Source organism: Marichromatium gracile (genome assembly GCF_004343155.1).
GTDB lineage: Bacteria > Pseudomonadota > Gammaproteobacteria > Chromatiales > Chromatiaceae > Marichromatium > Marichromatium gracile.
In genome coordinates, this window is record NZ_SMDC01000002.1 from 358,899 (window position 1) to 381,020 (window position 22,122).

15 protein-coding genes are annotated in these 22,122 nt (G+C 66.0%); 5 read left to right on the top strand and 10 right to left on the bottom strand.

Features of this window, described 5'->3' with window-relative positions; all coding sequences use genetic code 11:
* Positions 1–75: 75 nt before the first annotated feature.
* The 4 genes from EDC29_RS04640 to guaB all read right to left on the bottom strand — a co-directional run bounded on the left by EDC29_RS04640 (position 76) and on the right by guaB (position 7,127).
* Positions 76–2,412, bottom strand: coding sequence for a YecA family protein (locus EDC29_RS04640; RefSeq protein WP_132228754.1), 2,337 nt, complete (start codon positions 2,410–2,412; stop codon positions 76–78).
* Between the two features lie 41 nt (positions 2,413–2,453).
* Positions 2,454–3,641 carry a tyrosine-type recombinase/integrase gene (locus EDC29_RS04645; protein ID WP_132228756.1) on the bottom strand — a complete coding sequence of 396 codons (1,188 nt, stop codon included), beginning with the start codon at positions 3,639–3,641 and terminating at the stop codon, positions 2,454–2,456.
* A 308-nt stretch (positions 3,642–3,949) separates the two neighbouring features.
* On the bottom strand, positions 3,950–5,536 hold the full coding sequence (gene guaA, locus EDC29_RS04655; RefSeq protein ID WP_132228758.1) for a glutamine-hydrolyzing GMP synthase: 1,587 nt from the start codon (positions 5,534–5,536) through the stop codon (positions 3,950–3,952).
* Positions 5,537–5,660: 124 nt separating this feature from the next.
* On the bottom strand, positions 5,661–7,127 hold the full coding sequence (gene guaB / locus EDC29_RS04660; RefSeq protein ID WP_062272618.1) for an IMP dehydrogenase: 1,467 nt from the start codon (positions 7,125–7,127) through the stop codon (positions 5,661–5,663).
* A gap of 106 nt (positions 7,128–7,233) precedes the next feature.
* Between guaB and xseA the strand changes: the two genes are divergently transcribed.
* Complete coding sequence (gene xseA / locus EDC29_RS04665) at positions 7,234–8,586, top strand: exodeoxyribonuclease VII large subunit (RefSeq protein WP_132228760.1); 1,353 nt, start codon at positions 7,234–7,236, stop codon at positions 8,584–8,586.
* A gap of 6 nt (positions 8,587–8,592) precedes the next feature.
* Here xseA and EDC29_RS04670 read toward each other — a convergent pair whose 3' ends face one another.
* The 5 genes from EDC29_RS04670 to EDC29_RS04690 all read right to left on the bottom strand — a co-directional run bounded on the left by EDC29_RS04670 (position 8,593) and on the right by EDC29_RS04690 (position 12,808).
* On the bottom strand, positions 8,593–9,993 hold the full coding sequence (locus EDC29_RS04670) for a peptidoglycan-binding protein (protein WP_132228762.1): 1,401 nt from the start codon (positions 9,991–9,993) through the stop codon (positions 8,593–8,595).
* 64 nt (positions 9,994–10,057) lie between these two features.
* A complete protein-coding gene (locus EDC29_RS04675) occupies positions 10,058–10,942 on the bottom strand; it encodes a hypothetical protein (RefSeq protein WP_132228764.1) in 885 nt (294 codons plus the stop codon).
* A gap of 178 nt (positions 10,943–11,120) precedes the next feature.
* A complete protein-coding gene (locus tag EDC29_RS04680) occupies positions 11,121–11,414 on the bottom strand; it encodes an ATP dependent RNA helicase (protein ID WP_242465918.1) in 294 nt (97 codons plus the stop codon).
* A gap of 268 nt (positions 11,415–11,682) precedes the next feature.
* Positions 11,683–11,802, bottom strand: a complete 120-nt coding sequence (gene hemP, locus EDC29_RS17435) for a hemin uptake protein HemP (protein ID WP_223806130.1) — start codon at positions 11,800–11,802, stop codon at positions 11,683–11,685.
* A 181-nt stretch (positions 11,803–11,983) separates the two neighbouring features.
* On the bottom strand, positions 11,984–12,808 hold the full coding sequence (locus tag EDC29_RS04690) for a substrate-binding periplasmic protein (RefSeq protein ID WP_165913434.1): 825 nt from the start codon (positions 12,806–12,808) through the stop codon (positions 11,984–11,986).
* Positions 12,809–13,388: 580 nt separating this feature from the next.
* On the opposite strand from EDC29_RS04690, the gene EDC29_RS04695 reads away from it, so the two are divergent.
* From EDC29_RS04695 to EDC29_RS04710, 4 genes are all read left to right on the top strand, one after another.
* Positions 13,389–15,941, top strand: coding sequence for a methyl-accepting chemotaxis protein (locus EDC29_RS04695; protein ID WP_123143016.1), 2,553 nt, complete (start codon positions 13,389–13,391; stop codon positions 15,939–15,941).
* A gap of 532 nt (positions 15,942–16,473) precedes the next feature.
* Positions 16,474–17,139 (top strand): CerR family C-terminal domain-containing protein, encoded by a 666-nt coding sequence (locus EDC29_RS04700; RefSeq protein ID WP_123140839.1) that lies wholly within the window; start codon positions 16,474–16,476, stop codon positions 17,137–17,139.
* The gene (locus EDC29_RS04705; protein WP_132228766.1) at positions 17,136–18,455 is read left to right on the top strand and encodes an efflux RND transporter periplasmic adaptor subunit; all 1,320 of its coding nucleotides are present in this window, start codon (positions 17,136–17,138) and stop codon (positions 18,453–18,455) included. The genes EDC29_RS04700 and EDC29_RS04705 overlap by 4 nt, the downstream gene beginning before the upstream one ends.
* The gene (locus EDC29_RS04710) at positions 18,452–21,556 is read left to right on the top strand and encodes an efflux RND transporter permease subunit (RefSeq protein ID WP_132228768.1); all 3,105 of its coding nucleotides are present in this window, start codon (positions 18,452–18,454) and stop codon (positions 21,554–21,556) included. Before EDC29_RS04705 ends, EDC29_RS04710 begins: the two co-directional genes overlap by 4 nt.
* Positions 21,557–21,627: 71 nt before the next feature.
* Here EDC29_RS04710 and EDC29_RS04715 read toward each other — a convergent pair whose 3' ends face one another.
* Positions 21,628–22,071, bottom strand: a complete 444-nt coding sequence (locus EDC29_RS04715; protein WP_123140842.1) for a MarR family winged helix-turn-helix transcriptional regulator — start codon at positions 22,069–22,071, stop codon at positions 21,628–21,630.
* Between the last annotated feature and the right edge of the window lie 51 nt (positions 22,072–22,122).

Below are 22,122 nucleotides of genomic sequence, written 5' to 3' on the forward strand. Positions count from 1 at the left end.
GGATACCAACAGGAATTTTAGCCGCTAAAAAATCTGGACTCCTGAGCTGATTCTAGTCAGCCGTGAAAGCACATTTTACCGGCCATGACATCTCTTGTATTTCATGCCACTACCGCATGGACAAGGGACATTACGTCCAATTTTTTTGCTCTTGCGACTAGGGGAGAGTTGTTTTTCCCGGTTGAGATTGACTGTACGTGCAGGGTTAGCCATTCTCGCCGCATCTTTGTAAATGTGGGCGTTTTCTTCCGTACGTTCTGCCGGTATGTAGACTTCGAAAGACTGCGCCTGGAGATACGTGCCTTCAGCACTAACTTCAGCCACGACGCCAATGACGTTAGTAGCCTTGACACTCAACGCACCTGCGCTGGCCTTATTGTTCACCTTAGTCCAGTCAATTGGGTGGCCATGCCGTTGAAGCCAAACGAAGAGCGGCACACCATCCCCGCCCAGAACAAAGTAACGAGCGGGATGCTGAATCAGTGTTTTTCGAAGGTCGGACAGCATCTTGGCCAGATTATTCCGGCCTTCCTCTCCTAGGTCACGGATATGACTCTCCGCTGAAAGCCAGCCGCTAGCTCGGGTGCTATCGAGTGCTCCAAGCAGCTTCAGCACCTCCTCTGGGAACTCCTGACGTGGGAACGGTTTGCTTTCCCACTCTTCACCCTCGAAGCTCCTGTCGACGATGTCACTCATGCCATCCCAGATAAGCATGTTCGCTTTCTCTTCCTTCAGCTGCTCGACAATATCCTGATCGAAACGGTTCTTCTTCAGGTAAGCACCCAAGTGATCGAACTCGTCGAAGAGATGAGCCCCGCGTATCCCGGCCACAGCTTGCCGCACCTCCAAGTAATGGGCGAACTCCCCGGGTGTGGGCAAGAGTCGCTTGAGCACAAACAAATCGTCGATGGACAGTGAAATGAAAGCATGCTTTCCAAGTAAAGGCTCAACCTGCGGTAATTCTTTACAGTACGTGGAAAAGGGCGAGAACGACTCGACTGTCAACCCAATCGGCACCATCACCCGGTAGTCAGAGCGACGCACACGGCTACACTCTTCGTATTTGCCATCCACGAGGTGATAGAGGGACACTTCATCCGCCGAATTCACATAATTGAAGAAGCGCGCACATTGTCTATATGCCTTGAGTACCAAGTCCTGTACTGATTGAGCATGGCGGCCAAAATCAAGCGCTGGCGATGCGATGGTGGCAGCTGCACCAGCCTTGGCCTCAACTAGTAACAGCACATCATCGACCAAGATTAGAGTGTCGTTTTCGGACCACTGCTTGCTATCAGGGTCCTTGTAGTAAACCTCCTGGAGAACTGTGGCTCCCGGAAGCTGGGCATCTAGAATGTCGGCAAAGGCTGCTTCGCTCATCATTTTCTGCCGATCTTTAAAGGCCTTCTTGTAATCCGGCTTTCGCTGAAGGAGGTTAAAGAGGAGCGCACGATACCCCGCATCGCGAGCAAAACAGTGGTCGACGGCGTAGTAGTCCGATCCAAGCTGAATTAGAGGTTTCTTACGTGCTGGTAGTGTCCGAAAAGGTGTCCCCTTAAAATCGCCCGCAGCGAAGAACTCGGTATCTTCTCCACGCTGGTATGACAAGTCCGCTAGCAATGTCGGTGGCAACTTCGTGTGACGGCTTACATTGGCAATACCACCGCGAAACATATCCTCCATCGCCCCCCGGGCCGCTTTGGACTGCTCCGCATTTTCTGCAACCCATGCCTCCATGGCGTCTTCCATAGACTTACCTTGCTCTATAGAAAAGGCCTTTGCCGCCTCAAACTGCTTCATCATCTCAATGATTGCGTTGGCGTGCCCGGAACGAGTGGCGTCGGCCATAGCCTGAAAGCCTTCCGCAATATCGGTGGCACCAATGCCGTACACCTCCTCCAAAACATCATTGTGAGGCGCCAGAACGTAGCGATAGAACTCGCCCTCCAAAACTTGATAACGATTCCCGCGTATCATGACCCAAGTGGATTTCGCACGGAATTCAATGTCGGCCGTGTTAGGACCGAAGATGCCATCTTTGGTATCAGCGGAGGTGGCCATAGCAAAGAACATGGCCTGCTCTCTCAGTTTTCGGCCAAGTTCAAACAGCTCAGCGCACAGTGCTTCGTCGAATTCCATATCCGCAGGTGCGGCATCAGATGCCAGAACCGCGTGAACATACTCCAGTAAGAACTGGTTTTCATTAACCACGTCATCTGGGCCATCCTCTTGGCCTTGCTTTTCGCCCCCTATTTGGTTTCCCATTGTTTTTATCATGTGCTGAGCGTAGATGTACCCGAGCAAATCATGCGGAGGCATTTTGACAATCAACTCACGCATTCGGTCAGCAATGGATTCCATATCCTTCAATAAAGAAGCAGCAGCTTTCTTTCGTTCTTCTTCCATATTCATTCTTATCCCCCTCCCGTTTCGACCTGCTGACCTTTCGAGCGCTATAATGTCCACTCGTCGATCATATCCGCCCAGTCCTGCAACATGCCTGTACGCTGCTCACGATATTCGGCTTTGTTGTAGATTGCCCTTACGCCTTTTTGCTCATGCGCCAGGCATTTCTCTATCCAGTCGGTGTTATATCCTGCTTCATGAAGCAAGGTACTGGCTGTCCGCCTCAGATCGTGGGGTCCAAACTTGGCAAGAGGCTGTCCTTCTTTCTGAGCTAGCTTGTAAGTCATGGTCATGACTCGATTGAGCGTGGCACTGCTCATGGGCACGTCAGAATCGTAACGCGACGGCAGAACATAATCCGATCCGCCGGAGAACGTCTTCAAAGCGATGAAGATGTCCATGGCCTGCCTGGATAGAAACACCAAGTGAGGGTTTCGCCTCTTCATCCGTTCCTTGGGGATCGTCCAGAGCGCTTCGCTAAAGTTGATTTCACTCCAAGTGGCATTCGTCAGCTCGCTTTTACGCACCATAGTCAACAACAACAGCTTTACTGCTGCCCGGATCGATGGCGAGGTACCAATACGCCCCATGTACTGGTACATCATTCTGATTTCTTCGGGCGTCAGGGTTCTATCCCGCGGCTCAAACCTGGCAATGCTTGCTGGCCTAACCAGGTCTGCCGGGTTCTCAACTTTTTGGCCTCGCTCAGTCGCCCAGCGGTATACCTGGAGTACAATCTCGCGCGCATGAACCGCCGTAGCAGGCGCACCACGCTCAACGATGGCGTCGGTCAGTGCTCGCAAGTCCTCGTGAGTGATTTCGGTCAGCTTCTGATTGCCGAATTTCGCTTCCAGCTCTCGTGTATAGACCGAGCGACGCATATCACGGGTAGAGTCGGCCATCTGGTAGCCCCGTAGCCACTTTTCCGCCCAAGCACCAAAGGTTTCAGCCCCTTTTACACGCGCCTTGTCCCGTGCCTTCTCCTTCGCTGGCGACTTTCCATCAGCGACCATCCGCTTGGCTTCACCAAGTCGCTCACGGGCTTCTGCCAGAGTGATACCCCCAACGCCATAGCGGCCAAAGGTGATTGTCTCTTGCCTGCCATTGATCGAGTAGTTGTAACGGAATGAGATAGAACCGGCAGGAGTGACAGCCACATAGAGGCCATCCCGGTCATTCACCTTGTAGAGTTTATCCCTCGGCTTGAGGTTGCGCAGCTTGGTATCGGTCAGCAAGAGTCTTATCCTTTTTCGATTCCGATACCATGCTGGAAGATCACCCGAAAATTAGGCAATAAAATCAATAAAAACAGATAGTTAAATAATTTCGATACCATGAACACACAGGATCAAGCAGCATGGTATCGGCTATCACTCATGGCATCATGTCTCGATAATACCACCTTGGATACCACGCTCAAGCGGTGCTTCCCGCTGCCATCAGTTGCCAAATACTGCCAGACACAAAAACAAAAAAGCCCATGAAAACATGGGCTTAAGTGTCGTTTAATGCCAGTTAGTACCAGATAGTGCCTAACGTGTGATCATTCCCACTCGATGGTCCCCGGCGGCTTGCCGGTGATGTCGTAGACCACGCGTGAGACGCCGTTGACCTCGTTGACGATGCGCAGGCAGACGCGTTCGAGGAAGTCGTAGGGCAGGTGGGCCCAGCGGGCGGTCATGAAGTCGATGGTCTCGACCGCGCGCAGCGCGATGACGTGGGCGTAGAGACGGTTGTCGCCGACGACGCCGACCGAGCGCACCGGCAGGAACACGGCGAAGGCCTGCGAGACCTGATCGTAGAGATCGGCCGCGCGCAGCTCCTCGATGAAGATGTGGTCGGCCTGACGCAGGGTCTCGGCATAGTCCTTCTCGACCTCGCCGAGGATGCGCACGCCCAAGCCGGGACCGGGGAAGGGGTGGCGGTAGACCATCTCCGAGGGCAGCCCCAGCTCGACGCCGATCTTGCGCACCTCGTCCTTGAACAGCTCGCGCAGCGGCTCGACCAGCGAGAGGTTCATTTCCTCGGGCAGGCCGCCGACGTTGTGGTGCGACTTGATGACCTTGGCCTTGCCGGTCTTGGCGCCGGCCGACTCGATCACGTCGGGGTAGATGGTGCCCTGGGCGAGCCACTTGACGTCTTCGATGCGGCTGGCCTCGTCGTCGAACACCTCGATGAAGGTGTTGCCGATGATCTTGCGCTTCTGCTCGGGGTCGGAGACGCCCTTGAGCCGACCGAGGAAGCGTTCCTCGGCGTCGACGCGGATCACCTTCACGCCCATGTGGTTGGCGAAGGTGCGCATCACCTGATCGCCCTCGCCGAGACGCAGCAGGCCGTTGTCGACGAACACGCAGGTGAGCTGATCGCCGATGGCGCGGTGCAGCAACGCCGCGACCACGCTGGAGTCGACCCCGCCGGAGAGTCCGAGCAGCACCTTGTCGCCGCCGACCTGCTCGCGGATGCGGGCGATGCTGTCGTCGATGATGTTGCTCGGGGTCCACAGGCTGGCGCAGCCGCAGATGTCGTGGACGAAGCGCTCGATGATGCGCTTGCCCTGACGGGTGTGGGTGACCTCGGGGTGGAACTGCACGCCGTAGAAGCCGCGGCTCTCGTCGGCGATGCCGGCGAGCGGGGCGTTGTCGGTCTCGGCGATGACGGTGAAGCCCTCGGGCAGGCTCTCGACGCGGTCGCCGTGGCTCATCCACACGTCGAGCAGACCGAAGCCGTCCGCGCTGGTGTGGTCCTCGATGTCGCGCAGCAGGCGCGAGTGACCGCGCGCGCGCACCTGGGCGTAGCCGTACTCGCGGTGGTTGGCGGCGTTGACGCTGCCGCCGAGCTGGGCGGCCATGGTCTGCATGCCGTAGCAGATGCCGAACACCGGCACGCCGAGCTCGAAGACCAGCGGATCGGCGCGCGGGGTCTCGGCCTCGTGCACCGACTGCGGGCCGCCGGAGAGGATGATGCCGCGCGGGGCGAAGTCGCGGATCGCCTGCGCGTCCATGTCGCACGGGTGGAGTTCGCAATAGACGCCGGCCTCGCGCACGCGGCGTGCGATCAGCTGGGTGTACTGGGAGCCGAAGTCCAGGATCAGGACGCGGTCGGCGTGGATGTTGGTGGTGTGACTGGACATTGGTGGTCTGCTGCTAGGGGTTGGCGCCACCCCGGTCGCCGCCGCGCGGGTCCGACCGACCCGGCCGCGCCTGGGGCATCGGCGCAAAGCGCATCGCGGCGCCCGAGGGCGCCGCGATGGGGGCTTAGTTGTCGATGCGGTAGTTGGGCGCTTCCTTGGTGATCTGCACGTCGTGGACGTGCGACTCACGCATGCCCGCGGCGCTCACCCGCACGAACTGCGGCTTGGTGCGCATCTCGTCGATGGTGGCGCAGCCGGTGTAGCCCATGCTCGAGCCGAGACCGCCGACGAGCTGGTGGATGACGTTGCGCAGGCTGCCCTTGTAGGGGACGCGCCCTTCGATGCCCTCGGGCACCAGCTTCTCCTTGTCGGTGTTCTCCTGGAAGTAGCGGTCGCTGGAGCCCTCGGTGGCGCCCATGGCGCCGAGCGAGCCCATGCCGCGATACGACTTGTAGGAGCGACCCTGGTAGATCTCGACCTCGCCGGGGGCCTCGTCGGTGCCGGCGAACATGCCGCCGATCATCACGCTGTTGGCGCCGGCGGCGATCACCTTGGCGACGTCGCCGGAGAAGCGCAGGCCGCCGTCGGCGATCACCGGGACGCCGCTGTCCTTGAGCTCCTCGGTGACGTTGGCCACCGCGGTGATCTGCGGCACGCCGACACCGGCGACGATGCGGGTGGTGCAGATCGAGCCCGGACCGATGCCGACCTTGACCGCGTCGGCGCCGGCCTCGACCAGCGCGCGCGCCGCCTCGGGGGTGGCGATGTTGCCGCCGATCACCTGCACGTCGGGGTAGTGCTGCTTGACCCAGCGCACCCGGTCGAGCACGCCCTTGGAGTGACCGTGGGCGGTGTCGACCACCACCACGTCGACGCCGGCCTCGACCAGCGCCGCGACCCGCTCCTCGGTGCCCTTGCCGACGCCGACGGCGGCGCCGCAGCGCAGCCGGCCCTGGTTGTCACGCGAGGCCTTGGGGAAGTCCTTGGCCTTCTGGATGTCCTTGACGGTGATCAGGCCGCGCAGCTCGAAGCGGTCGTTGACCACCAGCACCTTCTCGATGCGGTGCTTGTGCAGCAGGTTCATGACATCCTGACGGTCGGCGCCCTCGCGCACCGTGACCAGTCGCTCCTTGGGGGTCATGATGGCCGAGACCGGCGCGTCCATCCGCTTCTCGAAGCGCAGGTCGCGACCGGTGACGATACCGACCAGCTCGCCGTTGTCGGTGACCGGCACGCCGGAGATGTTGTTGGCGTGGGTGATCTGCACCACCTCGCCGATGCTCAGGTGCGGCGAGACGGTGATCGGGTTGCGGATGATGCCGCTCTCGTACTTCTTGACCGTCAGCACCTCGCGGGCCTGGTGCTCGATGGTCATGTTCTTGTGGATGATGCCGATGCCGCCCTCGAGCGCCATCGAGATCGCCAGCCGTGCCTCGGTCACCGTATCCATGGCCGCCGACACCAACGGGATGCGCAGATCGATCTCGCGGGTGAGCTTGGTCTGGAAATCCACCTCGCTCGGGATCACCGTGGAGTGAGCCGGGACGAGGAGGACGTCATCGAAGGTAAGTGCTTCCTGGATCAGGCGCATGGGTGAAAGGGCTCCGGGGTGGTGCAAGGTGGAAGGTAACCTATAATTATAAAACGTATATGGACTCCTGTAAACTGGCGTTTTCCCTTGGTCTCGGGGTGTGGCGATGAGCGCGATCTTCGATCCGGATGTCTATACGGTCTCGCGGCTCAATCGCGAGGTCCGTGCGGTGCTCGACGGCGCCTTCCCGCTGTTGCGGGTGCGCGGCGAGGTCTCCAACCTCGCCGCGCCGGCCTCGGGGCATCTCTATTTCACCCTCCGCGACACCGGCGCGGCGGTACGCTGCGCGTTGTTTCGCGCCCGCGGGCGCTCGCTCGCGATGCGTCCGGCCAACGGTCAGCAGGTGGTGGTGCGCGCGCGTGTCGGGCTCTACGAGCCGCGCGGCGACTTCCAGCTCATCGTCGAGTCGCTCGAGGCCGACGGCGAGGGCGCCGCACGGCTGGCCTTCGAGCGGCTCGCCGCGCGGCTCGAGGCCGAGGGTCTGTGCGCGCCCGAGCGCAAGCGCGCGCCGCCGGCCTTTCCGCGTCAGGTCGGGCTGATCACCTCGCCGAGCGGGGCGGCGCTGCACGATCTGCTGGTGGTGCTGCGACGGCGCCAGCCGGGGCTGGCGGTGCTGATCTACCCGGCCCAGGTGCAGGGCGAGGGTGCCGCGGCCTCGCTGGTCGCGGCGCTGGCGCAGGCCAATGCCCGTGCCGAGTGCGACGTGCTGATCCTCGCCCGCGGCGGCGGCGCGCGCGAGGACCTGGAGGCGTTCAACGACGAGACCCTGGCGCGCGCCGTCGCCGCCTCGTCGATCCCGGTGGTGAGCGGGGTGGGGCACGAGACCGATCTCAGCATCGTCGATCTGGTCGCCGATCGGCGCGCGCCCACGCCCTCGGCGGCGGCCGAGCTGGTCGCCCCGGCGCGCGAGCCGCTGCTCGCCCGGCTCGATCGGCTCGAGGGTCGGCTGGCGCTGGCGTTGCGCCAACGCATCGAGACCGAGCGCCGACGGGTGCAGGGGTTGGAGCGTGGGTTGCGGCTGCTCCACCCGCGTGCCCGGCTCCAACAGCGCGCCCAGCAGCTCGATCGTCTGGAGGCGCGGCTGCGCGCGGCGCTGGCGGTGCGGTTGCGGCACGAGACGCAGCGTCTGGACGCGCTCGCCAATCGTCTCGAGCGCTGTCATCCGGGGCGGCGCCTGACGCCGGCGCGGGTACGGTTGGAGGCCCTGGAGCGGCGGCTGCATCAGGGGCAGGCGGCGCAGCTCGAGCGTCAGCGCGCGCGGCTGGCGCGCGCGGTCGCCGGGTTGGACGCGCGCGGTCCGCTGGCGACCCTGGCGCGTGGCTATGCCCTGGTCACCCAGCCGCCGGGCGGTGCCCCGGTGCGCGATCCGAGTGCGCTTGCGCCGGGGCAGCGGGTCGGGGTGCGGGTGAGCGGTGGGTGCTTCATCGCCCGGGTCGAGTCGGTGGCGGAGCCCGACTGAGCGCGCTCAGCCGTTGCTGGCGTAGTCGATGAAGCCCTTGTTGATGCTGTTGATCTTGCGGCCGTGTCGGCGCAGCACGCCGATCCCCTCGCGCCCGCCGGCGACATTGGTGTTGCCCTCGATGGTCACCAGCCGCGCCCCCTCGATGCGCTCGACCAGCCCGGTGTGACCGGCGCCGCCGGGGTCGCCGGTGTCAATCACGAAGATCGCGCCGGGCTGGACCCGCGTCGGGTCGGCGCTCGCCTCGGCCTGGGTGATGCGGCGCACCCCCTCGTGCCCGGCCCGGTTCCAGTGATCGAGCACCCCGGCGGTGTTGATGCAGGGGTTGTCGATGCCGAGGCCGCGCGCGGCCTCGGCGAAGCACCAGTGGACGAAGGCCGCGCACCAGGGGTGGCCGCCGTCGAGCCCGGTGCTGGCGAGATAGGCCTCGACCCGGGGGCCGCGGTTCGACCCCGGTGGTTCCTCGCGCACCCCGATCTCGCCGCGGGCGATCTCCAGCACCTGGGTCAGCAGCCTGTCGGCGGCGCGCCTGCGGGGCGGCTCGGCGCCGAACAGCGCCGCCCAGGTCAGCGGCCCGAGGATGCCGTCGACCACCAGCGGCTCGCCGCGCGGGTCCTCGCTGCGTGCCTGGAACAGTCGCAACGCCGCCTCGGTCTTGCTGCCGAAATCGCCATCGATCACCAGCGCCGGGGCGGCGCAGCCGAGGGCGTTGAGTCGTCTCTGTACCCGGCGCACCAGCGCGCTGTCGCGCACGCCCTGGCGCAGCATCACCCCGGGGTAGTCGAGTGTGGCGGGCGCGCCGGTCGTCTCCGCCGTCGCCGGCTCGTCGAAGACCTCGACGCCGTGCGTCTCGAGCGCCTTGAGGAGGGTCGCCGCGCCGCACTGGCGCGAGACCAGCTCGGGGTCGAAGCGGCCGTCGGCGGCATACTTGCCCTTGCGGTAGTGCCCCGAGAAGGACCACAGATAGGGCGATCGCACCTCGGGGTGGTACTTGCGATAGCCCCAGCCGTTGTAGGCCTCAAGCCGGAACAGGGTGCCGGCCAATCCCCAGTCGTGCCAGCCGGCAAGCCCGCTCAGGTGCAACGCGTCGAGCGCCGAGCGCTCCCAGCTGAACGGCGGCTCGCCCGGTGGTCGACCGGCGGGGACGCGACGGGTGCGGGCGTGCAGCGGGTCGCCGTTGTGCAGATGGCGGTCGAAGCGCAGCCCGGACTCGAGCGCGTGGATGACGGCGATCACCGGCCAGGGGACCGCGGCGATGGCACCGAGCGCGCGATAGCGCTCCTGCTGGGCGAGGATCCGTGCGGCCAGTCGCTCGACGGCGCCGGTACGATCGGGGGCGGTCGTGCAGCTGTTGAAAAGCCGGGTGTATTCCTCGCGCAGTGCCTCGAGACGGATCGGCGTCGACATGGTGGCGTACTCCTGTTGCCGGCGGATGGCGCGCCAACAGGCTAGCACGTTGCGTGTTTTTCGGTCAGTCCGAGAGCGCGTTGATCAGGGTGCGCCAGATCGGGTCCTCGCTGCCGTCGAGCGATGGCTGGTCCTCGACGAGGGCGAGCGCGCGTCCGCCGTCGTCGTAGAGACGCAGCTGGCGCCTGGAGGTGTCGGCGCGCTGGAACACCCAGGCGCTGTCGATCGCCCCGGTGTCGAGACGCAGTCGCGCGCCGTCGCCGATGAGCTGCAGCCAGGGCCCGGCGCGGCGGTGATGGGTGTGGAAGACCCCGCTGAAGCGCTGGGCGACGCCGCGGGTGCCGGTGAGCACGTGCAGTGCGCGGCCCTGGTCGGCGAGGGCCTCGAACAGACACCCGACCAGCTCGTGATCGACCAGGGTGAGCCGGCCGTGATCGCGCAGCCGGGGCGGATGGAGCCTGAGCCAGCCGCAGACCTCGGCCAGGTCGTGTCTGGTGTCGGGGTCGGTCGGCCCTTGCCAGGTGGACGGGGCTGGCTGGTGACGGCCCTGGCCAGGAGGAACACGACGGTCGTCGTCTTGATGTGTATGGATGAGCGTGCGCAGGGCGAAGTCGCTGGCGTCGCGCGCGAACGAGATGCCGAGCAGCTTGGCGCCGCCGGCGTCCTCGATGCGCAGGCCGCGTGGCTGGCCCTGCAGCCGCTGCCAGTGGGCGAGGAAGCCGTGTAGCGCGAAGCCGCGCCCCTCCAGCCAGGCGTAGTGATCGCGGATCCGAATACCCTGCAACAGCGCCTGCTGGGTGAGCTGTATGCCCGGTAGCTCGGTCTCGATCCACACCTGATCGAGACAGCCGAGGTCCCACAGCAGCTCGGCCCAGCGCCGGCGGTGCGGTGGCGATGGCGTGGCAGGGTGCAGTGGGGTGACGGTGGCGAGGTTGGCGTTGGCGTGCATCTGCGGCTCCTGTCGATCAGGCTTGAGGCGGTGGCCGCTCCCCGCGCGCGGGCGAGGGCCGAGTCCCCGCGCGCGGGCGAGGGCCGAGCTGCGCTGGCCAGGGAGGCGCTGCTGGCCGGTATCGGGCTGGCGCGGCCTGGTTCCGTGCCCGGTGATCTAGGGCGTCGGTGGCAATCCTTCAATGGCTATGCGCCAGGGTGCCGGCGCGCTGCTCGGCCAGCCAGCGCCAGTGTCGGGCGAAGCGGCGCAGGTGGCACTGCTGGTCGGGGTCGCGGCTGCCGGCGGGGTGCAGATAGAGCGCCTCGATGTGCTGGATCACGGCCCGGGCATGGCGCGTCGAGCCCTCGTGCGCATAGCGGCGGATGAGTTCGCGCAGCCGTGATTCCAACTCGCCGGGCGCGAGCCGGTGGAGGTCCTGGGCGGTGAGCTGGTCGGTGATCTCCTGCATATCCTGTACCTCTGAGGTCGTCATCGGAGACACGCTCTCGGCTGCGGCGGGGCGAGGGTGTTCGCGTGCCGCTGGAGAGGTGTCGACAGGGTGCCGCATCCGTGCGGCGCAGCGATGCCCTTGGGTCAGGGCTGGCGGGGATGTCCAGGGTGGCGTTGCCGCCCCGGAGGGCGCGGGTTCTGGTGTGGCGATGTCCATGTCGGGGTCTGTGTGTTCCTGGTCCGGTCGGCAGGGCCGCGCGGCGAGCGGGACTGGCAGTGAGGGGCCAGACCCGGCGCCGCGTCGGCTGGGACTATTTGGTCAGGATCAGCTTGTTGTTGCGGGTCATCCTGAGAAAGTAGCGCTCACCGGCGTGATCGATGAGCAGCAGGTGCTGACCGCCGAGCAGGGTGTGGCTGTCGATGCTGCGCATCTGCGGCGGGCCCTTGCGGCAAAGGGGGGCCTGGCGGTGGCTGTCTGTCGAGGGAACGGATGGCATGGTCACGGCGCTCGGTCTCCAGTCTCGCGTTGGTGAATCTTACAAATGACAATCGTTATCGTTTGCGATAACGCTAGTCTCTCGCGTACTGGATGTCAACCCCTGGTTGCGCCGCTCAGTGTGTCTGGCCCTCGCCGAGATAGTCCCGCAGGAGTTGCTGATACTCGGGCTCCTGCTTGAAGCGGGCGAGTTCGACGGAGAAGCGCTCGACCAGCTCGGGGGAGACACGCGCCTTGCTGAAGATGATGTAGATGCCGTCGCTCTTGATCGGGTGAGCGGTGATCGGAACGATGCTATCGAGCATCCCCATCCGCTCGATGATGTGGTGGGCATTGCCGTGTTCGGCGATCACGAAGTCGAGCCGACCGGCCTGGAGCTTGCGAAAGTTCTGCTCGTCGCTCTCGGCCGCCTCATAGACCTGATGGCGCTCGACGAACGCCCAGAACTCCGGCGTATAGCTGTAGCCGCGGACCACGCCGACGCGGTGGCCGCGCAGGTCGTCGAGTCCGTGGTAGGTCGCCGCCAGCTCGCGGGAGGTCCAGAGTTCCCAGGGGGTTTCCACCAGCGGTTGTTCGGGATAGAGGGCGAACTCGCTGCGTGCGTCGGTGTAGTTGGCCGAGAAGAGCGCATCGGCGGCACCGCGTTCGAGCATGATGATGGCGCGCTTCCAGGGGTAGACCCGGGTCTCGCGGACGGCCACATCGAGCCGCTCGAAGATGCGGCGCACCACTTGGGTGCTGAAGCCGTCGAGTCTGCCGTCGACGACCATCTGGTAGGGCGCCCAGAGGTCGCAGATCACGTTGAGTTGCGGTGTCTCGGTCGCCGCCCTGGCCGGTTGCGCCAGGGCGGCCGCGCCGCACAGCAGCATCAGCGCTGTCGCATGCATGAGGCGTGCGATGAGCCCGTGTCGGGCGAGAGAGGGCGGGAGGGTGTGGCGCATGGTGAGATCCTGGCGGGGCATTGGCGGGCCTGTCTGGAGCAGTGGATGGGGACGGCTTGATGGCTCGCCAAGGCAGCCGATGATGCGTTGATGCTGTACGCGTGCATCGTCGCGGTGGCGTGGCCTGCGGCGGCTGCGTGCTCATCATGCCGGTCGCCGGCCCTGGCGGTGGCTGCTCTAAACTTCGCACGCGCGCGAGAGATATTGATCGCGATTCATTGAGATCCGCGAAGATCAAGTCGAGTTCTAAACTTCGCGCGCGCGAGAGAATTGATGCCAACACTGCCTGCGGGTACACAATTACCCGACGCTCTGAACTTCGCGCGCGCGCGCGAGAATTGATGATATCGTGCCATCGGGCTTGCTGATCGGCATCCCGCCAGCGGTCGCGATTCGCATGACGGACTTGAGTCGCTTTCATCAAAAAGCTTGATCTGACACACACTGTCTGTCACTCGACATGGACTGGCGCGTTAAAGGCTGATCTCTTGCCCGGGTTCGCGCTGGATGCGACGAGCGGTCCGGGGGGACGTGTCAACGCCGGCGCGAGCGTCCGACAGTGAAGTGAGGAGATATTAGTGTGACGCTACTCAATCGACATTCGATTGGCTTCAAGATCGCCCTGTGGTCGGGGTTGACGCTGATCGTGCTCGGCGGCGTGATTACCGCCTATGCCCTCAACCAGATGGCACAGATGGCCGACCGGCAGCGCGCGGAGGCGCTGGAGAACGGTCGTGCCTTCATCGTCAACGCCGCGCGCGAGCAGGCCGCGGTCATCAAGGGCGATGCCGATCGTGCCTTCGGTGTGGTGCGCAGCCTCGCCCAGGCCTTCGCCTCGGCCGCGCACAAGGACGGCGAGGCACTGAGTGCCTCGGACTGGACGCGACTGCGTGCGCGCTACAAGCGCATGGAGGTCGTCTCGGAGTTGGCCGCCTCGGCGATCGCCCCCCTGGTCGCTGCGGCCGAGCGTGGCGAGATGCCGCTGACCGAGGCCCAGGATCGCGCCATCGAGCTGGTGCGCAGCATGCGTTTCGATGGTGACAACTATCTGTGGATCCAGGATCTGGGAACGCCCTATCCGCGCATGCTCATGCACCCCTATCAGCCCCAGCTCGAGGGGCAGGTACTGAACGATCCGCGTTACAACACCGCGATGGGGCGAAACGAAAACCTGTTCGTCGCGCTCGGCGATCGGGCCCGCGCCGAGGGCGGTGGCTACATCCATTACAACTGGAGCCGACCGGGCGACAGTGGCACCACGCCCAAGTTGTCCTATGGTCGCCTGGTGCCCGAATGGGGCTGGGTGCTCGCCTCCGGGCTCTGGTCCGACGACATGTCCTTCTACAGCCGCGACGACATCAACCAGATGCTGCGCTCGGTGTTGCAGAACAACCCCGGTTTCGCCGGTCTCTACACCGTCTGGGAGCCGAACGCCTTCGACGGCATGGATGCCGAATTCGCCAACACCCCGGGGACCGACGCCAGTGGTCGCTTCATCCCCTACTGGAGCCGTGGCGGCAATGGCGAGCTGGTGCTCGAGGCGTCACGTGATTATGACGTGGCCGGGTCGGGTGACTATTACCTGATCCCCAAGCGCACCGGCAAGGAGCAGGTGATCGATCCCTATCTCTACGAGATACAGGGACGTGAGCAGCTGATCACCTCGGTGGTGGTGCCGATCACCAGCAACGATCGCTTCCGTGGCGTGGTCAGCGTCGATATCGCGCTGCCGCACCTGCAGCGTCTGGTCGAGGAGACTGCCTCGACCCTCTATGAGGGCAGGGGCAAGATCGCCCTGGTCTCCTATGAGGGGACGCTGGTTGCTTCCAGCCGGCGACCGGATCTGGTCGGCAAGCCCTTCTCCGAGCTGCACCCCGAGTCGGGGCGGATCATCGACGACATCCAGGCCGGCAAGACCACGGTGAGCGAGGTGGACGGTGAGCTGCTGGCCTTCGTGCCGATCCGGCTCGGCGAGAACGAGCGCCCCTGGTCGGTCGGCGTGGCCGTGCCCATGGATGTGGTCACCGCCGCGGCCGATCAGGCCGAGGCCAGCGCCAAGCGGGCCGCGACGGTGATGCTCGGCGTGGCGGTGCTGTGCATCGTCGTCGGCGTCGGGGTGATGCTGTTGGTGGCGCGGGTCATCGTCAACCGTATCCATGGTGTCTCGGAGACGATGCGCGACATCGCCGAGGGCGAGGGCGACCTCACCCGCCAGATCGAGGTCCACGGCAAGGACGAACTGGCCGAACTGGCGACCGCCTTCAACCTGTTCCAGGGGAAGGTTCGCGAGCTGGTCTCTCAGGTCGCCGGGGGAGGGGAGCGGCTGGCCGCCGCCGCCGAGGAGCTTTCGGCCACCAGCGAGCAGACCGACGAACAGGTCCGCCGTCAGCAGGCCGAGCTCGATCAGGTCGCCACCGCGATGAACGAGATGACCGCCACCGTCGCCGAGGTCGCACGCCATGCAACCGAGGCGGCCGAGGCGACGCGTCAGGCCGACCAGGATGCGGGCGCCGGTCGCGAGGTGGTCGCTCGCGCGATCGGCTCGATCGAGGCGCTGTCGCAACAGGTCGAGGAGGCCACCGGGGTGATCGGTCGCCTCTCGGCCGACTCCGAGGAGATCGGCAAGGTACTCGACGTCATCCGCGGCATCGCCGAGCAGACCAATCTGCTCGCGCTCAACGCCGCGATCGAGGCGGCGCGAGCCGGCGAGCAGGGCCGCGGCTTCGCGGTGGTCGCCGACGAGGTCCGCACCCTGGCCAGCCGCACCCAGGCCTCGACCACCGAGATCCAGCAGATGATCGAGCGCTTGCAGTCCGGCGCCGGGCAGGCGGTGACGGTGATGGAGCAGGGTCGCAGCCAGGCGCGGGAGAGCGTCGGCATGGCCGCCGAGGCGGGTAACTCGCTCGATCAGATCACCCAGGCGGTGAGTGCGATCAAGGACATGAACACCCAGATCGCCAGCGCTGCCGAGGAGCAGTCGGCCGTCTCCCAGGAGGTCGATCGCAACCTGATCAACACCACCCAGGCGGTCGAGGGCATCGCTGCCGGTTCGACCCAGATCAACCATGCTGCGAGTGAGCTGGCACAGCTCGCGGCCGAGCAACAGGAGCGTGTCGGGCGGTTCAAGTTCTAGACCGTCCATGCCAGTCGGGCGCCGGGCAATCCGGCGCCCGGGTCGTTCAGTTGCCAGCCTCCAGCCTCCAGCCTCCAGAGAATTGAACCGCAAAGCCGCGAAGGACGCGGAGGGTTTGATGGGTGGGCGGTTTTTTTTGCGAGTCGTCAGTCGTCAGCTTGCAGCCTCCAGAGAATTGAGCCGCGATGGCGCGAAGGACGCGAAGGACGCGAAGGACGCGAAGGCGTTTGAGGGGGTAGGCGGTTTTTTCGCGAGCCGTCAGCCGTCAGCTTCCAGCCTTCAGCTTCCAGTCTCCAGCCTTCAGTGAATTGAACCGCAATGGCGCGAAGAGCGCGAAGGGTTTGAGGGGGGTGGTGGGTGGTTCCCGCCTTTGTGTCCTTTGCGGCTTTGCGGTTCAAACTCCTGGAGACCGACTCAACCGCCGCCAGCGATTCGGCCGTGCCTCTGTGGGGATAGATTTCAAACGATCGTTTGAATTAAGCATTCGTTTGAACTATGTTTCTGGTGTGTTCCGATCAGCGAGTCCCTTGAGATGACCACCAGACCCTCTACCCAGGAGACCCGCGAGCGTCTGCTCGCGGCCGCGCTCGAGGCCTTCGGCCAGCGTGACTACGATGCGGTCAGCACCCGCGAGCTGGCCACCGCCGCCGGGGTCAACCTCGCCGCCATCTCCTATCACTTCGGCGGCAAGCACGGGCTCTATCTGGCCACCGCGCGGCTGCTCGGCGAGCGCATGCGCGCGCTGCTGCACGAGGACCTGTCGTGGATCCGCAGCACCTATGCCGACGCCAGTCCCGAGGAGTGTCGACGGCTGGTCGGCGACCTGATCGGGCGCCTGGCCTCGCGTCTGCTCGGCGACGAGTTCGGGCGTCACGTGCCGGGGCTGATCATCCGCGAGCAGGGGCGACCGACCGAGGCCTTCGAGATCCTCTACGAGACCCTGTTCGGTCCCGTCCACCACGTCCTCGGTGAGTTGATCGGTCGCGCCCGCAATCGCCCGGCCGACGACGACGAGATCCGGGTGATCGCCCATGCGCTGATCGGTCAGGCGGTGATCTTCCGCGCCGGTCGCACCGCACTGCTGCGTTACATGGATCGCGAGGGCTTCGACGAGGGCGATCTCGTCCACATCCGCCGGGTGGTCGCCGCGCTCGCCGAGAGCGCCCTCGCCACCCCCGGCGAGGGAGCGCAACGATGAACCCGAGTCCCACGCCGCGCTGGCGTCGCCTGCTGTTGTTCCCCCCGATCATGCTGGGGGTGCTGATCCTGGTGCTGATGGTGCGCGGGCGCGAGCCGCCTGCGCTCACCGAGCCGGTCGAGCCGGTGCGCGCGGTGCGGGTGGTCGAGGCCACTCTGGTGGCGCTCGCGCCGACCGCCGCGGGCTATGGCTCGGTGCAGCCCGAGCGGGTGTGGGCGGCGGTGAGTCAGGTCGCCGGGCGGGTGGTGTGGGTCCACCCGAGGTTGCGCGAGGGCGAGATCCACGCCGCCGGCAGCGAGCTGCTGCGCATCGACCCGGTCGACTACGAGCTGTTACTGGCGCAGGCGCGTGCCGAACTCGCCGATCTGGAGGTGCAGCGCGGCAACACCGAGGCGCTGCTGGTGATCGAGCGGCGCAACCTCGAGCTGGCCGAGGCGGCGCTGGCGCGCAACCAGCGGCTGATCGGCCAGGGCACCACCTCGCAGAGCGTGGTCGATGATTCGGAGCGGGCGCTGCTCGCCAGTCGCGCCGAGGTGCGGCGGCTCGACAACACCCTGGCGCTGATCCCCGCCCGCCAGGCCCTGCTCGAGGCCAAGGCACGGCGCGCCGAGCGCGATCTCGCCCACACCCGCATCACCGCCCCCTTCGAGCTGCGGGTGGCCGATCTCGCGGTCGAGGCCGAGCAGTACGTCGGCGTCGGTCAGCGGTTGTTCGTCGGGGATACCGTCGAACGCATGGAGATCGAGGCGCAGGTGCCGCTGGCGTCGCTGCGGCGGTTGTTCCTCGATCGACCCGCAGTCGAGGTCGATGTCACCCGGCTCGGCGAGTTGGTCGCCTCGGTCACCGGGGTCGAGGCCCGCGTGCGGCTCGATCTCGGCAACCATGTCGCCGAGTGGGCGGCCGAGTTCGTGCGTTTCGACGATACCGTCGACCCGCGCACCCGCACCATGGGCGTGGTGGTCGCGGTCGATCGTCCCTTCGACAAGATCCGTCCCGGCTATCGCCCGCCGCTGTCGAAGAACATGTTCGTCGAGGTGGTGCTGCGCGCGCGTCCGGCCGGCGAGCAGCTGGTGGTGCCGCGTCTGGCGGTACGCGACGGCGCGGTGTTGGTGGCCGACGCCGAGGACCGGCTGCGCCGTCGCCCGGTCGAGGTGCGCTACACCCAGGGCGAGCTGTGCGTGATCGCTGCGGGGCTGGAGCCGGGGGCGCGGGTGGTGGTCTCCGACCTGGTGCCGGTGGTCGAGGGCATGCGTCTGGCCGTCGAGCCCGATGAGCGTCTGACACGGATGCTGCGCGCCCAGGCGGTGCAACCATGATCGCCTGGTTCGCCCGTCACCAGACCGCGGCCAACCTGCTGATGGCCGCGATCATGATCCTCGGTCTGACCAGCCTGCCGGGGCTGCAGCGCGAGACCCTGCCCGAGGTCGCCAATGACGAGGTCGAGGTACGGGTGGTCTATCGCGGCGCCACCCCGGGCGAGGTCGAGGACGCCGTCTGCCGGCGCATCGAGGACGCGCTCGAGGCGGTCAACGACCTCGACGAGCTGCGCTGCGAAGCCGTCGAGGGGCAGGGCGTGGCGGTCGCGGTGATGCGCGAGGGCGCGGAGATGATGCGCTTTCTCGACGACGTCAACGCCGAGGTCGAGGCCATCGACGACTTTCCCGACGAGACCGAGCGCCCGGTGGTGCGCGAGCTCGGCCGCACCGATCCGGTGATCGCGGTGGCGGTCACCGGTCCCGATGATCCGGTCGCGCTCAAGGCCTATGCCGAGGACCTCGAGGCGCGGATGCTGGCCGAGACCGCGATCGCCCAGATCGACATCCAGGGCTTCTCCGATCATCACATCCGTCTCGAGATCCCCTCCTGGCGGTTGCGCCAGTACGGTCTGTCCGCCGCCGAGGTCGCCGAGGTCGTCGCCCGTCACAGCGTCGGCACCCCGCTCGGCTGGATCGAGGGACCGGACGAGGATCTGCTGCTGCGCTTCGACGATCAGCGCAAGCGCGCCGCCGATTTCGCCGATCTGGTGGTGGTCTCGGGTGCGAGCGGGGCGCAGATCCGTCTCGGCGAGATCGCCACCATCACCGACCGCTTCGACCGCCCCGAGGACCAGGTGCGCTTCGACGGACGCCGCGCCGCACTGCTGGTGGTGAGCAAGACCCGCGACCAGGACGTGCTCGACATCTACGAGACGGTGCGCGCCTTCGTCGCCGCCGAGCGTGAGCGCGCCCCCGCCGGGATCGCGCTCACGCTCACCCAGGACGTCGCCTCGATGGTCGGCGACCGGTTGGAGATGCTGGTGCGCAACGGTCTCCAGGGGTTGGCGCTGGTGTTCCTGGTGCTGTGGCTGTTCTTCGGCATCCGCTACAGCTTCTGGGTGACCATGGGGTTGCCGGTCTCCTTCCTCGGCGCCTTCGTGCTGATGCCGCTGTTCGGCATCACCGTCAACATGATCTCGATGGTCGGGCTGCTGATCGGCATCGGCCTGCTGATGGATGACGCCATCGTCATCGCCGAGAACATCGCCGCCCGGCTGGCGCGCGGCGCCGCCCCCGCCGAGGCGGCCATCGCGGGTGCGCGCGAGGTGCTGCCCGGGGTGCTCGCCTCCTTCGCCACCACCACCCTGGTGTTCGGCTCGCTGGTGTTCATCGGCGGGGATCTCGGGCAGATCCTGCGGATCATGCCGGTGGTGTTGTTGCTGGTGATCTCGGTGAGCCTGATCGAGGCGTTCTGGATCCTGCCCCATCATCTCAACCACGCCCTGGCGCGCGAGCGCGGTCGTCCGCCCGCGCGGTTGCGCCGGGGTGTCGAGCGCGGCTTCGCGTGGCTGCGCGACGGGGTCTTCGGCCCGCTGGTCGATCGTGCCCTGGCCTGGCGCTATCTCACCCTCGGGCTGGCGCTGTTGTTGCTTCTGGTCTCGGTGGCGATGATCGCCGGCGGACGGCTCAAGTTCGTCGGCTTCCCCGAGCTCGACGGCGATGTCATCGAGGCCCGGGTGCTGTTGCCGCAGGGCACACCGCTGGCGCGCACCGAGACCGTGGTGAGTGAACTCGAGGCCGCGCTCGGGCGTGCCGCCGCGCGGGTCATGGCCGGACAACCCGACGCTGGGCCGCTGGTGCGACACGTCGCCGTGCGCTTCGGCCAGAACCCCGATGCCTACGAGGGCGGCGCCCATGTCGCCCGGGTGGTGGTCGACCTGCTCGAGGCCGAGCGGCGCGCCTTCCCCCTCGACGAGCTGCTCGCGGCCTGGCGCGAGGAGACCGGGCCGCTGGCCGACGTCATCAACATCAAATACACCGAACCGGCGATCGGCCCGGCGGGTCGGGCGATCGACATCCGTCTGCTCGGCGCCGATCTCGAACGGCTGCGTGCGGCCTCGACCGAGTTCCAGGGCTGGTTGCTGGGCCATGCCGGGGTGCTCGACCTCGGCGACGACCTGCGTCCCGGCAAGCGTGAGCTGCGGCTGCGGCTCAAGCCCGGCGCCGATGTCCTCGGGCTCGACGCGCGGGCGGTGGCCGAGCAGGTGCGCGCGGCCTTCCAGGGGGTGGAGATCGACGAGTTCCAGGTCGGGCGCGAGCGCTACGAGGTCAACCTGCGGGTGGTGGCGGCCGATCGCATGGGGCTCGATGATCTCGACGACTTCCGCGTGATCGGCGCCGAGGGCGCCTTGGTGCCGTTGTCGCTGGTCGCCGAGGTCGAGACGGTGCGCGGCTGGGCGCGTATCCACCGCATCGACGGGCGTCGCGCGGTGACCATCCAGGGCGAGGTCGACCGCGATCGGGTCAATGCCCGCGAGTTGCTCACCCTGGCTCAGTCCGAGTTCGTGCCCGGGTTGCGCGCGCGTTACCCCGAGATCCAGGTGGCCTTCCACGGCGAGATCCGCGAGTCGCGGCTCACCGGGCAGTCGATCGTCGGCAACGTGGCACTCGGGCTGATCGGCGTCTACATGCTGCTGGCGCTGCAGTTCCGCGGCTATCTGGCGCCGCTGACGGTGATGGTGGTGATCCCGATGGCGCTGGTCGGGGTGGTGTTCGGCCATCTCGCGCTCGGCATCGATCTGGCGATGCCGAGCATGATCGGCATGGCCTCGCTGTTCGGCGTGGTGGTCAACGACTCCATCCTGCTGGTGGTGTTCATCCGCGCCGCGCGGGCGCGCGGCGCGGCGGTGGTCGAGGCCGCCGCCGAGGCGGCGCGGGCACGCTTTCGCCCGATCCTGCTGACCTCGGTCACCACCATCGCCGGGCTCACCCCGCTGCTGCTGGAGAAGAGTCTGCAGGCGCAGATCCTCATCCCGCTGGCCACCAGCCTGGCCTTCGGGCTGACCACCGCAACGCTCGCCGCGCTGCTGCTGGTGCCCGCGCTCTACGCCATCCTCGACGACCTCGGCTGGCTCGGCGCGCTGGAGGCCGAGCGCGACTGAGACCTCCCGATGTCGTCATGCCGTCGGTTGGGCGGCCGTACCCGGCAACCCAACACCGCCGTGCGGAGGGCTCAGACGGCCCCGTCGTCGGGCTGCAACCCGGCGACGACCTTGCGCATCAGCGCGACGAAGGTCGCGCGCTCGGTCGCCGAGAGCGCGGCGAGGGCGTGGGCGTTGACCGCCGTGGCCGCCGCCGTCGCCGGTCCCTCCAGGGCGCGGGCGGTCTCGGTCAGCCAGATGCGCTGGGCGCGTCCGTCGTGCGGGTCGCGCCGGCGCTGGATCAGCCCGTCGCGCTCCATCCGCGCCAGGGTGTTGGCCATGGTCGGCTGCTCGATGTCGAGCGCGGCGATCAGCTCGCGCTGGGTCAGCCCGTCGCCCTCCCACAGCACCAACAGCGCGGGAAAGGTGCCGATGCTCAGACCGAGCGGCTTGATCCGCGCCTGCAGCTCGCGTGCGAAGAGTCGCGCCAGATGGTTGGCGAGATAGCCCGCCGAGTCGTCTCTGCTGAATGTCATGGCGTCTTGATAGCACTTGTATAGCTTGGAATGCAATGCTATATAGCAAGC